This window comes from Burkholderia sp. AW33-5 (assembly GCF_053427615.1).
In genome coordinates this window covers 1-14,659 of sequence record NZ_JBSAXA010000035.1, presented here as the reverse complement: position 1 = coordinate 14,659, position 14,659 = coordinate 1, and the positions used below count along the sequence as shown (strand labels likewise).

Here is a 14,659-nt window from a genome sequence, read left to right as displayed (position 1 = left end):
GCCTTATAATCGATCAAAAATTGATGCTGAGAGGGAATCCAGTATGTTGGTCATCAAACTGATTATCGCGATCGCCGCGATTGCGGCAGTGGTACTTGGCATCACGAAGTTCAATCAACACTGTCTGAATAAATTTGGCCATGCGTTTTTTACAAAGCCAGCGTTTTACGCAACGACCGTCGCGCTGGTTCTGCTGATCGCTGGGAATTACTGGCGGCATTCCGCGGAGCTCAGCCATGGCGACACGCTGAACGGCATCGCGCTTATGGCGCTCGGTACCGCCGTTGCGTGTTGGCTCGTGTATGTGAACGTCCGGCGCACAGATGCCATTTATGGGATCGGTGGTTCCGTTGTTCAGCTTGGCTTGTTTTCGGCGCTAGCCTGGGTTTCGCTACCCCTAATGGCCTTGGTTCTAATCGGCCAGTTCTTGTTGATCATGTCGGCGAAGCCGGTCTATGTCGTGAATCGCTGATGGCGTTTCTCGCACGCGAGAAATTCATCTACCCACGGAGAATACAGGTATGAGCGTTACTCGTTGGCAACCCGAAAACACGGGAAAGAATACGCAGGCGCTGCTCGGCGCGATCGCCGATCCAAACATCGCGCTCGTGACGCTGTTTGCGTCGCCCACAAAGCCAGACGCCAATTTCGCACATAGCGATGGGCCGGATAGCAACCTGCCGTTGTTGGTGGCGCTAACAGAAACGGTGGATGGCAATTTGTGCGTGTATGACGGCTTATTCCTGACAGCTGCACGACGGCCGCGCTATCTGGAAGTACGCGAGGTGCTGGATGCTGCCGAGCAGAGCGCCAAGGTTCATTTCGCCGGGACGCGTGCACCGTTCACGTCGGCATTGCCGCCGGTGCAAGCAGCAGAGAAGTTGTGTGCGATCGCCGCGCCGACTCGGTTGACGAGCGCGACGCGCGCGGACTTCTTTCGGTTGCTTAGCAACTTGACCGAGGCGCAACACAACGCCGTGTGAGTTTCAGTCACTCGTCGCGGGTCGACTACATTGCCCGCGACCCACGAGTGCGATGGTGCGGTTCAGCGGATGCCGGCGGCTCTGCGTTCACGCGGGGAAAATTTACGTAGGCTTGCGTAGGGATCGACGAGCCTGCGTGGTAGCCGGAACAGCTTACACAGCGGCGTTAGCATCCCGCCCATGCCGATACCCGCGACAATACCGGTAACGATTCGCAGATTCGGCCACTCTTCCGGCAGGATACCGAGCAACACGATTGCACCGATACTGATGCAGGCCATTGTGCCAAGAAAGTCCCACGGGATCCTGATCGGCTCGACGTCGAGCAACGAACACGAGACTTCCTCAGATTCGTAGGCTTCTTTCTCGCGGACCAGCTCGAGGTCGAGCGGCGCCGGGCGGCAGGAGACGGGATTGACCAGGCGGGTGGTGAGCGCGGTGGCGGTCACTTCAACCGGCGGAAAGTCATGGGGCCACTGATGATGTTGTCGCACGCCGTAAGCGCGTAGCACCGGCAGCGCCCAGTCCGGATGATTGATTGGCTCGAGCAGCTGTCCGTCCAGCACGGCCCAATACACGGTCTGTTGGGCGTGCTTCACCTCGTAGATCGCGAGTCGATCGGCGGCCGGGTAGTCGTATGGTGCGACGTTCGCCGGAATCCACTGAGCATTCATGTCGCGGAAGAAGCCCACGCGGTTCTTGCCCTCGTGTGCGAGGAAAAGGCCGAGCGGCTTGATCCACATGAAGTCAGCGCGTTCGCGATCTTCCGGTGTGGCGCGCGCAGGATCCTGCAGCCTGGCGAGCCGGGCCGACCGCTCGGCTTCCGGGACCGAGCGAGTGGTCCAGCGCCAGCTCGCTCCAATGGTTTGCGAAACCGGGACGAGCGCGCTGAACGCGTCCCCGCACGTTTCGAAACTGCTGAACGGTAAGACTGTCTGGAAAAATCCGGTTCCGTTACGCGGGCCGGAGCTACCGTCATGAAACGGTGTCGTCAGGCGCCGGCCAGCTGTCCCGTGGCGGGCGAGCTCGTCGAGCTCGTATTTGGCGTCGACCAGTTGCTGGATCTCGTCGCGTAGCTTCGGCGAAATGTTGTCCGCGACAGGCTGGAGTTGCGAGTAGGGTGTTGCGCTCATCGGTACGCTCCGTTGTCTGGCCGCTCTCAATCGGCTGAACAATTATCAGGTGAGTGCCGCCGCGAGTGCAACCATCACTGCGTAGTTAAAGGGCATCGCTATCGACGCGCCAGATCTGCCCGAGGCCTGCAGCATCGCAAAGCAGCGCCCAGGCGGAATAGGGGATCGGTGAGTCACCGGCGACCCATCGGCGGATCTGTCTGCCATCCCCGTCGGCCAGGCCGAGAAAGCGGGTCGCTGAGCGGCCGCTCATGCCGGTGCGGCGCACGACCTCCTGGATCTCCGCGCCGGTAGGTGACGCCCAGTTCGCTGCAGGTTGCAGGCACTCGGGCCTGATTTCGATGTGGGGTGTAGTGCTCATCATTTGCCTCAATAATTTTGAAATTAGCCGTGTGCGTGTGCGCGCAATTTGGCGACGACAGAAGAACACTCAGACGGGAGGTCAGTGGCCGGCATACCGCGCGGCAGCCCCAAAGCCATCATCAAGCATTCATTCTCGAGCCATTGCTGATAGGTCTCGGACTGGCTCGCGTCGCGTAGCTGCGCATATTGGTATGAGAGTGACCCGGCCAGGACACCAGCGGCACCTACCGCAAGACCAAGCGCGAACGCGACCAGCTCAGCGTTGCTTAGCCGCTTCTTTGCATTCATTTGCATATTCACCCTCTGACAGCGGACCGCTCTCTGTTCAGCGACCGTCGGTAGAACACCCAGACGACCACGGCGTATACCAGGACGGCTGGGCCGAGCCAGTAATTCTCTCCCATCAGCCCACTTCGGATCGTTCCATTGACTAACGGGAAATGGACAGCCCATAACCCCCATGTGATCAAGACATTAGCGGCGGTGCCACCAATTAATGCAAACAGGTAGCGCAGCGCCTGGGTTGCGAGCGTATCGCCCGGCTCGCACCGACCGAGCAGAAAGAACAGGACCGCCACGCCAAACACGAATATCGCGAGTGCATTAACTTCGCCTTCGATGGTCCCGCCGCGCCAGTGCGGCGCGATGGCGAGTAGACCGAACCCCTCAATTGTGCACACGCATGACAGGCCGTACCAGATGCGGCCGGCGCGCGACATCTTTTTGGTGGGCGGCCGCTGATCGGATTTAACAGGATGCTGCATGTTCCCCTCAGGTTGGAAGACAGACCATTGTTTGGTTAATCGTTGTGAGTGAGCGCAAGGAACAGCGCGAACACTGGACTTAGCGCACCCACCAGCGTTACGAGCATTGCGGTTGCATGTGCGGCGACCTCGAGATAAGTGTGCCCGGTTGAAACTGGGCCAGTCCACTCCATTGTCATTGCAGCGATGGCGCAATTTGCGGGAATCACGCCGAATACTAGCGTCACGATCGCGCCGACCGCGAAAAGGCTTTGCGCGGTCGGCCGGCGCTCGCCGAGCTTGACGGCGACGCACGTCGCCCATCCCGCGACGATAAGCCCGCCCCAATCTACCCAGGCAGCTGGAGCGAGCGTGGTGTAGCCGCGCGTCAGAATTCTCGCCCAGCTGTACCAGGCGGTCGAGATCCAATCGAGCAAGACCGGCAAAGAAAAGGCGAATGCGATGATGGCTGCGAGTCCGAAGAGGCCGAGCGCGATGGCGCGGCCGCAGCGAACCATAGCGTGCGTGATGCTCATGTCGACCTGAGATTGGGTGTTCATCGTGATTTCCTCCATGAGTTACAGCGGGATCGGCGCATCTGACGCGTCGACCACTTGATAATGGGTAAAGCCCTTGCGACGGGCGTCGTCCAGCACCCGGTTAACCGCGCGATCACGGGCCGCCTGGTCGGCGCCATGCACAGCGCCGCCGACGAGCTTCTGGCCGGCCTGATCGTAGAGGCGAAAAACCCAACCGCCTGGATCCGGGCGTAACCCCCACACGCGATCGAGGCGCGGATCGGGCGGGTTGAACTTCACTTCGATACTTGCGATTCGCATAACGTCATGCTCCATTCCAGCCCCCACGGCTTCGCCGCGGAGGAAACACGATTGCCCCGCGATCACTTCGCGATCGCGGACCAATCTTGACGACCCCGCGGTGGTTCGCGCAGGCCTCACCGAATCGTCCCTCCGCTACGCTTCGGGCCGGGCCTCTCCCCGCGCTCCGCGCGGGTCCCCGTGGCCCTCGATTCGGGCGCGACGGCGCGCGCGATCCCGTTTCGTTCCGTTGAACCCGAGCCATCAGGAAGGTGGGGTATTGACGTGCGCGCGCGGCACACTTAGTGAACGCCCGGTCGGTGGACCGAGCGTCCCATGTCAGTTAGTCAATCGCGCGGAAAATCTCCCGGCTCTCCGGATGCTGCGCGGCGAACTCGCGCAACAAGTGGTAATGCTCGATGTGCGCTTCGTCGCCGAAGCACTCAGCCATGTGGCACAGCGCGAACAGCGTCACGACGATACCGAACGCCTCGACGCCCATCGAACCCTCATAGCTATTCAGGTTCCAGCGTACCGATACTGGCGCGGCGATCTCCGGTGCAAGGTAGAACCCACCATTGGTCACGCGGAAAAACTGCCAGTGGCTGCCGTTGTATGACGAGCAAAGGCGACGCGCCCACTCGTACACATAGCTCTCGCCGTGCAGATAGCGCGCGCCGAAGTAGTGCGGCAGAAACTTCATGCGCTGTTCCTCTACGACCAGTTCCGAACGAATCTCGACAACGTTTTGTTCCACGGTTTTTCTCCGGTTAAGGACCGCTGCGATATGCTGCGGCCATATCGATATATTAGGTCATAAAGACCGTATATGCAACAAGATATTTTGTTTTTATTCTCACACATAACGGACATTATGACCTATACTTGCTGCGTGGCCGTGGCGTCGTGCTACGGTCCTTAACCGGAGAAAACCCGTGACTGAAACTGCAACGATTGAGATTCCCAGTGGCGAGGCCTTCGCGCCGATCCAGTATGTGCGCCTCGGCACGCTGCGCGTGTCGCCGCGCAATGCGCGCAAGAAGCCACCGACGCGCATTCGAGAACTGGCCGACGACATTGCAGCGACAGGCCTGCTGCAAAACCTCGTCGTGCATTACATCGAAGACGAGCCGGGCGAGCATGGCGTCTGTGCTGGTCAACGTCGATTGGCCGCGCTGGATTTGCTCAAGAGCGAAGGCCGCGCGACCGATGACACGCTGATTCCCGTTCGCATCGTGTCGATTGGCGAAGCCTTGGCGGCGTCCCTGATCGAGAACGCGGAACGCGAAGGCATGCACATCGCCGACCAGTGCGAAGCCTTCCAGCAACTTATCGCTGAGGGGCGATCCGTCGAGGAGATTGCCGGACGTTTCAGTGTCGCGGAGCGGGACGTGCGGCGCGCGCTGAAACTCGCGAGCGTGTCGCCCAAGTTGATCGATGTATACCGCGATGACGGCATGACCTACGACCAGGTGTGCGCGCTCGCATTGAGCGACAGCCACGAACAGCAGGAACGCATTTGGTTTGACGCGAAGCAACCGTGGCAACAACGGGCCAACGAGATTCGCAAGGTAATCACGCAGGAGGAAACGCATGTCAGCGATAACCCGCTCGTCGCGTTCGTCGGGCTGGATGCCTACGAGGCAGCGGGCGGATACGTGCGTCGCGACTTGTTTAGCGATGCGAAGAACAACGGGTATATCAACGACCTCGAATTGCTCAATCGGCTGGCCGTCGAAAAGCTCAGTGCGGTTGCAGTCGACATGGGGGCGGAGGGATGGTCATGGGTCGAAACCAACGTGCAGCGCGATTCCCTGCAACTGTCGAAGTATGGGCGTTTGCGTCCCGAGTCCCGGGAGTTCACGCGCAAGGAAAAGACCGAATTCCGCAAGCTCGAAAAGGCGCGCGACGAGGCGCAAACCGCGTTGAACGCGTACTACGACGAGGAGGAAGGGGAGGACGACGACGCGAAGCGCGAAGCGCTGGAGGAAGCCGCACGGATTGCCGATGAGGCGGTTGATGCCTACGCGGAGCGGCGCAACGCTTGGACCGACGAGCAGAAGGCGCGCGCGGGCGCGTATATCTGGCTGGACTACACCGGCGGTCTGCAGATCGAGCGCGGTCTCGTCAAGCCGAGCGAGAAAGCCGCAGTGAAAGAGGCGGGCGTTGCCGGTGCCGAGCGAATCACGCCCGAGAAGGCCAAACCGCTGCACGGGGAAACGCTGTGCGAACGGTTGACTGCGCACCGCACCGCTGCCGTCCAATCAGAACTGATGAAACAGCCGACCGTCGCGCTGGCTTATCTGATGTTCGCAATGGTGCCGCGCGTGTTCTCGGAACACTACACGGGGACTTCGCGCGACGCGCTGGACGCACAGTTCACGCCGACCCATGATCGCCTGTTGCGCGTGGCCGACGATATGGCGGACAGTCCGGCATGGCAGTTCATCGACGGCCAGCGCCAGAAATGGCGCGCCATGTTGCCGACCAAGTTTAGCGGCTTGCTGCCGTGGCTGCTGTCGTGCTCGGAGGACGTGCTCGCGAACCTGTTCGCGTTCTGCGTGGCAGCGAACGTCAACGGATTGAGCCGCTGGGACAGCCCGCACGACGTGAACACGCTGGCCGATACGCTCGAACTCGACATGGCCGCGTACTGGAAGCCGACGCGCGCCAGCTATCTGAACCACGTTTCGAAGCAGCGCATCATCGACGTGGTAACGCAAGCCGTATCGGCCGAAGCGGCCGCGCCACTGGAAGGCATGAAGAAGGGCGAAGCGGCGGCCGCCGCCGAGCTGCGGCTCGCAGATAGCGGCTGGTTGCCGGAAGTGCTGACGAACCGGCAGACGGCGCGGCATTGGGAGGACGACGAGGAAACGGACTCCGACGAGCCGAGCGTTGACGAGTCCGAGGAAGGGGCGGATTGATGCCCTGAACAAGGCAGACGCCCCCGAAAGGGGGTGCCTGATCCGGATGACCTGAGAGCCTGTCGCCCGTTGGGCGACGGGCGGAATATCCATTTGAGAATTAATATTCCCTTGTTTAAACGGTCATTATGTCCTAATATATCGACATGGCCGCAGCATATCGCAGCGGTCCCAATCCGGAGAAAAACCGTGACTCAAATTACCCGCCTCGCTCGCAACTTCGCACATCACGCCCCGTCGCTCCGCTCGGATTCGCCGCTGTCGAACGACCAGATCGCCAGCGTTGCGCCGTCGATCCTCGCGACGGAAAAGCACGAAAGCCGCTCGGAGCGTTACACGTACATCCCGACGATCGCTGTGCTCGACGGGCTGCGCAAGGAAGGTTTCGAACCGTTCTTCGTGTGCCAGACGCGCGTACGCGACGAAGGCAAGCGCGAGCACACGAAGCACATGATCCGCCTGCGCCACGCCAACCAGATCAACGGCGCGGAAGCCAATGAAATCATCCTCCTGAACAGCCACGATGGCACCAGCAGCTACCAGATGATCGCGGGCATGTTCCGGTTCGTCTGCAAAAACGGCATGGTGTGCGGCGAAACGCTCGCGGATGTTCGCGTGCCGCACAAAGGCAACATCGTGGACAACGTGATCCAGGGCGCTAACGACGTGCTCGACGGCTTCGATCTGATCCGAGAGCAGAAGGAAGGCATGCAGGCCGTGACGTTGAAGCCTGAGGAACAGGCGCTGCTCGCTGAAGCCGCGTTGTCGCTGAAGTACGAGCCGAGCGCGGACGTGCCCGCACCGATCACGCCCGATCAACTGTTGCGCGCACGTCGCATCGAGGACCGCAACGACGACCTGTGGACGACGTTCAACCGGATTCAGGAAAACATGATCCGGGGCGGCTTGCGCGGCCGGTCGGCCACGGGCCGCACGATGCGAACCCGCGAAGTGGCCGGGATCGATCAAAACGTGAAGCTCAACCGCGCGCTGTGGGTGTTGGGCGAGGGAATGCGCAAGCTCAAGCAGGGCTAAGCCCCGATCCGCAGCCAACCCGAAACGACCCCGCTTAGGCGGGGTCGTCGTTTTTGGGGACGGCCGGATCGTACGGATTGGGCCAATACTGTTTGGCTTCTGCCTCGGCGCGCGCCAGCTTTTGTTCAAACGTCAACAGGCGTTTTTGCTCACGCGTCAGTTCCGCTGTGAGCCAATCGTCGGGGAGTTTGACACCAACGCCGCCGGGCGCTATCGGCCGACGCGCGCGCACGGCGGAGGGCATGGCCACCGCGCGCGGAGTCGTGTCGGCGTCGCTGGCAGACGCAGGCGGGCGGATCGCGGCCGGGGTCGGCGCTTCCTCCGTGCGGTGCACGGACGGGCCAGTTTCCGGGAGCGGCGCGTGCGAGCGGCGGGACACGATGCCTCGTTCGCGCCTGAGTCTTTTAAGGGTCAGAGCGAAGGTTTGGTAGGTGAAGACGAGGCCGGTTTCAGCAAGGTCTTGAATGATCGCGGCGTACCGGACGCCTGCGCGTATGGCGTGCTCAACGCTGTCGAACAGGTCGCGAAGCTGAGCGGTCTTGGACCGGCCAGCGGATGCGGCCGACAGCGCATCGAGCCGTTGTGCGCGTTGCGTGGCGATTTGGGCGTCCATTTGTGCGCTCGCTGGAAAGGAAACGGCGTCAGTATGCCGCGAATGATCGAAAGATGCACCAAGAGCGATCAACCTGTGATCTACCTTGCTCTGCAAGCTATCCAAAAGTGATCCAAGAACGATCCATCTTGATCTGATGATGATCTATCGTCGGGCGGTCGGCTGGAAGCCGAGGCACGACAGATATGTAAACGGAAATGCTGACGCATTTCCCTTTCCATATCCCGTGCTCCAAGGGGATGCCCCTTGGAGAACCCGGCCGGCGTCGCCGGCGGTGCAACCCCGCGCGTTGCGCGGCGTTGCCGGTGCGCAACGGAAGCCGCATCCGCGGCGCCGGCCGCAGTCGATCTGTATCGAGCGGCGGTGGTTGCTGGGCCGCTTGACAGCGAGCGGGTATGTGTTCGAGTATTCGTTGTGTTAGACAAAATCCGAACACATTCGATGAAAACGAAAACACTCACGATGCGCCTCAGCGAGTCGCTGGCGCAGGCCGTCGAAAAGCTCAAGGGACAGTGGCAGGAATCGTCGTCATCGGAGGTCGCGCGGCAACTGCTCGAGCTCGGCCTCGACGCGGATCGGCGCCGGCGCGAAGACCGCGCGAGCTTGAGAAGTTCACTTCTCTCGGATCCGCGGGCGGCGCTCGTGCAGTTCCGCGACCGCTACTATCGGAACGAACCGCTGAAACGCGAGGAATGGGCATTCATCGGTCAATCTGCGCATAGCGCCTACTTGTTGGCTGGGCGGACCTTTGTCACGCGCGCGGTGCTGGTCGACGTCCTGGAGGCGATGCGCGCGTACTTCATCTCGCGCGCGCGTCACACCGGTCGTACGGAATTCAAGGGCGACATCTACCACCGATCCAAACTCAATCTGAACGACGGCGAGCCGCTGATCGACGGTATTGCACGCGTCGCGGCCGCGTTGCCTGCCTGGCCGGACCAAGGCTACGCGGAATGGCTGTCACGGTCGATTGCGGGGATTGCCCACACCGACGAGCCCGACCTGCCCGACGCGGTGATCCACGAAGCGCTTGCGCCGTACTTCGAGTCGCTGCTGGCACTTGCGGTGCGCGACTACTGGAGGGAGAAGGATGAACCGATCGTCGAGGGGGACAACACCTTTGGGCGCCCGCTGACGGTCGTCAAAGCCGACGGGCTGTCGGCACAATTCATGATGACCGGGCAGCGCCTAAGTGCGATCGTCGACTTCGGCGATCTTTGCCCGATGCTTCTAATGCTGCGGTCGCCGCCGATCATCCAGGACTTCTTCGACCTGATTGCCGTCGGCACCGCGCTCGCCGACGATGACGCCCGTCTGCCGGAGTACGGCGCCGGTCCGCGGCGGCTCGGGTTGCCGATCCCGCCGTACGACAAGTTCATCCTGTGGGACGGCGACAAGAATTTCCACTTCGACCGGCCGGCGATGACGCGGCTCGCGCGTCTTGGCGAGGCGGTGCGTGCCGATCCGGAAGTGGCCGCCCACGAAAAGGCCGCCCGCCTGGCGTGGGGCGTGATCTGATTGGCTGTCCAGTTTTTCCAACTCGAGGAATTTTCGTGAACGACATTGTCGAAGCGGTGCCGGCGCAATCGCGCGGTGGGGAAGTTATGGTGCTGGCCAGGAAATCGTGGGTGGCCTACGTGGGCCGGCTGGTCGTTGCGATGGCCATTCTGCCGATCGTCACGTCGCTGCTGTGGCAGCGAACGCCGTTGCTTGCCGCAGCGGTCGCCCTCATCATCATCGCTGGCATGGTCTATACCGTCGCGCTCGAGCGCAGCTACGAGCTGTTCATGGACGATCACGGCATTTGGCTGCGGCGCGGCATTCTGCCGTGGAGCCGTGGCGTGACCGGCGTGAAGTGGCGAGATCTCGACAGCGCCACTTACTTCACCGGGTTTGTCAGCTGGTTGACGAGCTCGTACACCGTGCGCCTCGAGCATCGATTCACCAAGGCGAACGAGATCCTGATCTCGCACATGGCGGCGGGAAACCGGGCCGTCGAGGAAATCAACCGCACGCATGCGGAAATGATTCGCCGCGCCGGGTAAGCTGCGAGGCGTTGAGGGGCTAGAAGCGCCTCAACTCGTCCTGCAGGAGCACCCGCAGTTTGTGCAGGGCGACCAGGTGGCTGCCACCCGTATCTTCGTTCCAGACCTGTTGAATGCACTTGCGGTAATACTCAGCGTCCTCGAGCTGATGCCGAAGGCGCACGATCTCGAGAATCAGCCGGTGCACTTGGTCGTCCGGGTAGCGACGCCAAAGCTCTCGCAATTCCTGCGTCGACGGCGTTGCGATGTCGGGTAGAGGATGTCGGAGCATGATGCACAATTACTGTATAAAAACACAGTGTTTGCGCATTTCAATGTCCGGGTCAAGCGCCAGCGTCAGTCGAGGGCGAGCGAAGTGTCCCCTTCCAGGGCACCGCGTGCCATGTTCGCCTACGCCCGCCGTGCGACTGCAGCGCTGTCCCGTGCGAGCGTCGCCGCGGGCATTCATCCGACCTATATTGATAACTCGTCTCGCAAGATCGAGGAGATCGAAATGGTCAAAGTGCACGTCTGGGACTTTCGCGGTAGCACGAAAGGGTGGGGGCATGCCTCAATGGAGGTCGGCAGCACTTATATTTCGTGGTGGCCGAGACCGGAGGGGACGAAAACCGGACTTCGACTGCTTCCCCAAATTTACGCGGCGCATCCTTGGCGCGATCAACGATTCGAAGACGACAAGGAGTATGAAGGACGCGGACCAGATCAAACGGTCAACCTGAATGGCCTCAATGAAAGAGCGATCAAGGATTGGTGGCAATCGTTCGGCCTGATGCGCGACAGAGTGGCGTACGAAGGCCCCATGCAGGCGTGGCAGACTTTAAAAATGAACTGTTCGACCGTGGTTGCGACTGGGCTGACGAAAGGTGGGGGTCGCGCCTGCGGATACACAAAGCCGTTGCAATCGATCTGGCGACCGAGCGACGTCTTGGCATATGCCCTCGCTATCCGGGCGGCCGGTGGCCCGGCCGGGAGTGCGAAGTAAAAACACGATATCGTTTCGGCCTGAAAGCGTTCCAATTGGGGACGGACGAAGCGCCCCCTTCCTGCTAAACAGGTTTTCAGATCGAATGAAGCACTGTGTGCCGTGCTGCGCCCACGCCCACCGTGCGCTTGATCCACCGCCCCGGGGGCGTCAAGGCGCGAAGCGCCGTGTAGGCCCCCGCGCCGTAGGCGTGGCGGGCGTGGATTTGACTTCCTGTCGTACTGATAAAACTGCGCTGATTAAGGTCCGACAATTAAGGGCTATTCATCCCGACAGCTAACCGGTCGCCGACGCGCCGGCGCGGTAGATCAAGGGCGGGATCTGTGGATAAGTGGGGGCGAAACGGCCGTTGGCGGGCGTCGAACGTCGTCCCGCGTGCACGAAACACGCTGTGCGGTGCGCGCGCACAAGCGCCGGCGCGCGGCTGCTCGTCAGCGCCGCGGTGCCGGGATGATCTGTGGTGGGAGGGGCGCGAGCGCCCTATTCGAGTTCGCGGTAAGCGACGTCGTAACAGCGCTCGCGATCCCAGTCGGGATGCAACAGCTTGAGCATGCCGACGCGACGCGCGATCGCCTCGGCGTGGTCGGCGGCCGCCGACGCCGACTTCCGTGCCGGTCGTGACCGCTCAAGTCGCTGCGCAATCGCGCTGAGCGCGAGCGAGGCCTGTGCTTCAGCCCGGCTGTCGCGAAGCTGTTCACGCTCGGCTTTGGCGGCTTGCGCCGCCGCGCGATAGCGACGCATCACGGCCTTGCTGCGCTCATGACCCAGCCACTTCGACAGGCCGAACGCACCGAACAATGCGGCCGGCAGCTGGCGCAGCGACGCGAGGCCGCGATAGCTGCCGTCCTCGGTCCGTTCGGCGCGCTGCTGCGCGGTGACGAGACCGGCGCGCAGCAGATCGCGCATCGCGCGCTCGGCGCGTCGTACCGGCAGGCAAGCGTGCTTCGCCAGGAACGGCATCGTGAGGCTAAGGAAGCCGCCGTCGCGCTGCGGGATGCCGACGCGCAGGCTGGCCAGGTCAAGATATTTCAGCATTGCGCGCAGCAGCTGAACGCAGGCAACGCGGCGCTCGGTGCGCTGCCGGCGATCGCTGCCGTTCGCGGCGTTGAGCGTCGGCAGATGCCGGTCGGGATCGTCCAGGTACGCCTCGAGCCGCTGCTGCATTTCGGTCAGGATACGCGGGCGACCGCCGCGTCGCGCGGCGTCGTTCTGCGTCGCCTTGGCGGCGTCCGGGCGATGCTGGTCCGGCTCGACGTCGGGCGGCGGCGCTGCGCAGTAGGCGGAAACGGGTTGCGGCCGATCGTGCATCAGAGGGTCGGCTTTCCGTCGTCGGAGGGCATCGTCGGATTCGGCGTCGGCCGATCCAGATCGGGCTGCGGCTGCGACGTCGTGCGCGCGCCGGCGGCCGGCGTGCCGAGCACGTCGCGCACCTGCTGGTCGACGCGCGCATGGCGATACTGATCCATCGCGCGGTTGAGCCGCACATCGCTGAACTGGACGTGCAGTCCAGCGTCGACGGCGACCTTGGCGGCCGCCAGCTGGTAGGCATCGTTGCCCGCCAGCTCGAGCGTGCGGCCGAACTTGCTTTGCGCCAGGCGCAGCCCGGTCTCAATCCCGGACCGGTCAACCTGCAGCACCTGCACGCTGGCGCCGCGATCCCGCACGACGTCGCGGCCGTCGTGCCGGTAGGTGACGTGGCCGCGCTCGTCGACCGACCACGACAGGCCCGACGACCGGAAAATGATGGCGTTGTATTCGTCCGTGACGGCTGGCCGCTGCGTGTTCGCCCGAATCACGTTGAACGTCTCGCCGGCGGCGTCGACGTCGGCGGCCGCCGGATCCGGCCGCGCAGTACGACGCAGCTCCTCGAGCGCGGGCTCGTCGCCCTGGTCGGCCCGCGTGCGCAGCCAGTCGGTGAAGCTCGGGCCGCCGGCGGCGCCGAACTGCTCCTTGAGCGCCGCGCGCTCGCGCGCGATCGACTCGCGCAATGCATCGTCGCGACCGAGGTGATCGGCGCGCGCCAACGACGTCGCCGCGCGCCGGCGGGCCGGCGTGAGGCTCACGTCCTGCTTGATGGCTGCGCGCGCTGCGTCAAATGCCGCACGGTTCTCACCGCGGCGCTGCTGCTCGCTCGCGCGCTGCGCAAGCCACGCGTCGCTGCGGGCGGCGACATGCGCCTCACGCGCAACCGAATACTCTCGCCAGAGCGCCGCGCGCGGCAGCTCGCGCGGCGCCGGGGGCGGCTCGCCGGCCTGCTGTCGCTGATACACGGCGCGCAGCAGCGGCGCTGCGTCGCGCCACGACAGATTCAGTTCCTTCGTCAGAAAATCCGACACGTTCAGCGAGCGCTTGCCGGCGCGAATGCGATCGCTTCCATCGCGGCCAGTGACGACCGCGTATTTGGCCGGGCGCACGCCGTGCGTGTGCGACAGCTCGGCCAGCAGGCGACGGGCGTCGAGCGTGCGCTGGATCTCGCGAAACTCGGCGTACTGGCCGCCGGTTTCATCGCGCTGCCGGACATCGCGCGCGAGTTGCGACAGCACGTTGTCGGACACGCGGCCTGTGCGGCGCGGCGTGGCGAACGCGTCGTCGCCGGCGCGCGAGCGGCGCGAACGATACGGCGGCACGTCCGCCGGAATTTCGGGCTGGCGCAGCACGATCGGCTGGGCGGGATCGAAGCCGAACGCCGCGTCGATCGTGTCGAACCGGTCGAGAAACGGATCGGGCTGGCGGCCGGAATACCAACCCGGCGGCGACATGCCGGCGCCGGCCGGTGCTCGTGCGGCCGACGGCCGCATCGGCGGCAGGGTGTCGAACGGATCACCGAACGCATAGTGCGCCTCGAGCGCACGATGATACGCGTCCAGCTCGCCCGGCACCGGGCCGCCTACTCGTTGCGCTGCAGGCTCTCCATCGCGATCTGCAGGCCGTCGCAGGCGATCCGCGGATACGGCGACGTGTGGCTCCAGCTGGTGAAGCGCATGATCCGGCAGTAGCACTGCAGATCGATCTCCGACGCT

Annotated in this window: 18 protein-coding genes; 7 read left to right on the top strand and 11 right to left on the bottom strand. The window is 63.0% G+C overall.

Annotation, left to right across the window (positions count from 1 at the left end; genetic code table 11):
• The first annotated feature begins 43 nt into the window (after nt 1-43).
• Nucleotides 44-472, top strand: a complete 429-nt coding sequence (locus ACV22V_RS30565) for a hypothetical protein (protein WP_448016448.1) — start codon at nt 44-46, stop codon at nt 470-472.
• A gap of 49 nt (nt 473-521) precedes the next feature.
• Complete coding sequence (locus tag ACV22V_RS30560) at nt 522-983, top strand: hypothetical protein (RefSeq protein ID WP_448016446.1); 462 nt, start codon at nt 522-524, stop codon at nt 981-983.
• A gap of 62 nt (nt 984-1,045) precedes the next feature.
• Here ACV22V_RS30560 and ACV22V_RS30555 read toward each other — a convergent pair whose 3' ends face one another.
• The 7 genes from ACV22V_RS30555 to ACV22V_RS30525 form a co-directional block, all read right to left on the bottom strand.
• On the bottom strand, nt 1,046-2,116 hold the full coding sequence (locus ACV22V_RS30555; protein WP_448016445.1) for a hypothetical protein: 1,071 nt from the start codon (nt 2,114-2,116) through the stop codon (nt 1,046-1,048).
• 85 nt (nt 2,117-2,201) lie between these two features.
• Nucleotides 2,202-2,477: an XRE family transcriptional regulator gene (locus ACV22V_RS30550; protein WP_448016444.1), complete on the bottom strand. Its 276-nt coding sequence runs from the start codon at nt 2,475-2,477 to the stop codon at nt 2,202-2,204.
• Nucleotides 2,478-2,500: 23 nt separating this feature from the next.
• Nucleotides 2,501-2,767 carry a hypothetical protein gene (locus tag ACV22V_RS30545; RefSeq protein WP_448016443.1) on the bottom strand — a complete coding sequence of 89 codons (267 nt, stop codon included), beginning with the start codon at nt 2,765-2,767 and terminating at the stop codon, nt 2,501-2,503.
• Between the two features lie 8 nt (nt 2,768-2,775).
• The gene (locus ACV22V_RS30540; protein ID WP_448016442.1) at nt 2,776-3,243 is read right to left on the bottom strand and encodes a hypothetical protein; all 468 of its coding nucleotides are present in this window, start codon (nt 3,241-3,243) and stop codon (nt 2,776-2,778) included.
• 35 nt (nt 3,244-3,278) lie between these two features.
• On the bottom strand, nt 3,279-3,782 hold the full coding sequence (locus ACV22V_RS30535; protein WP_448016440.1) for a hypothetical protein: 504 nt from the start codon (nt 3,780-3,782) through the stop codon (nt 3,279-3,281).
• 18 nt (nt 3,783-3,800) lie between these two features.
• Nucleotides 3,801-4,076: a hypothetical protein gene (locus ACV22V_RS30530; RefSeq protein ID WP_448016438.1), complete on the bottom strand. Its 276-nt coding sequence runs from the start codon at nt 4,074-4,076 to the stop codon at nt 3,801-3,803.
• Between the two features lie 307 nt (nt 4,077-4,383).
• Nucleotides 4,384-4,797: an antirestriction protein gene (locus ACV22V_RS30525; RefSeq protein ID WP_448016437.1), complete on the bottom strand. Its 414-nt coding sequence runs from the start codon at nt 4,795-4,797 to the stop codon at nt 4,384-4,386.
• Between the two features lie 178 nt (nt 4,798-4,975).
• Here ACV22V_RS30525 and ACV22V_RS30520 point away from each other — a divergent pair, with 178 nt between their 5' ends.
• Nucleotides 4,976-6,964 carry a ParB/RepB/Spo0J family partition protein gene (locus ACV22V_RS30520; RefSeq protein WP_448016435.1) on the top strand — a complete coding sequence of 663 codons (1,989 nt, stop codon included), beginning with the start codon at nt 4,976-4,978 and terminating at the stop codon, nt 6,962-6,964.
• 189 nt (nt 6,965-7,153) lie between these two features.
• Nucleotides 7,154-7,999, top strand: coding sequence for a DUF932 domain-containing protein (locus tag ACV22V_RS30515; protein ID WP_448016490.1), 846 nt, complete (start codon nt 7,154-7,156; stop codon nt 7,997-7,999).
• A gap of 34 nt (nt 8,000-8,033) precedes the next feature.
• Here the strand turns inward: ACV22V_RS30515 and ACV22V_RS30510 are convergent, their stop codons facing one another.
• Nucleotides 8,034-8,612, bottom strand: coding sequence for a hypothetical protein (locus ACV22V_RS30510; RefSeq protein ID WP_448016434.1), 579 nt, complete (start codon nt 8,610-8,612; stop codon nt 8,034-8,036).
• Between the two features lie 441 nt (nt 8,613-9,053).
• On the opposite strand from ACV22V_RS30510, the gene ACV22V_RS30505 reads away from it, so the two are divergent.
• Nucleotides 9,054-10,130: a hypothetical protein gene (locus ACV22V_RS30505; protein ID WP_448016433.1), complete on the top strand. Its 1,077-nt coding sequence runs from the start codon at nt 9,054-9,056 to the stop codon at nt 10,128-10,130.
• Between the two features lie 35 nt (nt 10,131-10,165).
• Complete coding sequence (locus tag ACV22V_RS30500) at nt 10,166-10,657, top strand: hypothetical protein (protein ID WP_448016432.1); 492 nt, start codon at nt 10,166-10,168, stop codon at nt 10,655-10,657.
• Between the two features lie 19 nt (nt 10,658-10,676).
• Here ACV22V_RS30500 and ACV22V_RS30495 read toward each other — a convergent pair whose 3' ends face one another.
• On the bottom strand, nt 10,677-10,928 hold the full coding sequence (locus ACV22V_RS30495) for a hypothetical protein (RefSeq protein WP_448016431.1): 252 nt from the start codon (nt 10,926-10,928) through the stop codon (nt 10,677-10,679).
• A 111-nt stretch (nt 10,929-11,039) separates the two neighbouring features.
• Between ACV22V_RS30495 and ACV22V_RS30490 the strand changes: the two genes are divergently transcribed.
• Complete coding sequence (locus ACV22V_RS30490) at nt 11,040-11,639, top strand: hypothetical protein (protein WP_448016430.1); 600 nt, start codon at nt 11,040-11,042, stop codon at nt 11,637-11,639.
• A gap of 480 nt (nt 11,640-12,119) precedes the next feature.
• Here the strand turns inward: ACV22V_RS30490 and ACV22V_RS30485 are convergent, their stop codons facing one another.
• On the bottom strand, nt 12,120-12,947 hold the full coding sequence (locus ACV22V_RS30485; RefSeq protein ID WP_448016429.1) for a hypothetical protein: 828 nt from the start codon (nt 12,945-12,947) through the stop codon (nt 12,120-12,122).
• Complete coding sequence (locus ACV22V_RS30480; protein ID WP_448016428.1) at nt 12,947-14,518, bottom strand: LPD7 domain-containing protein; 1,572 nt, start codon at nt 14,516-14,518, stop codon at nt 12,947-12,949. The genes ACV22V_RS30485 and ACV22V_RS30480 overlap by 1 nt, the downstream gene beginning before the upstream one ends.
• Between the last annotated feature and the right edge of the window lie 141 nt (nt 14,519-14,659).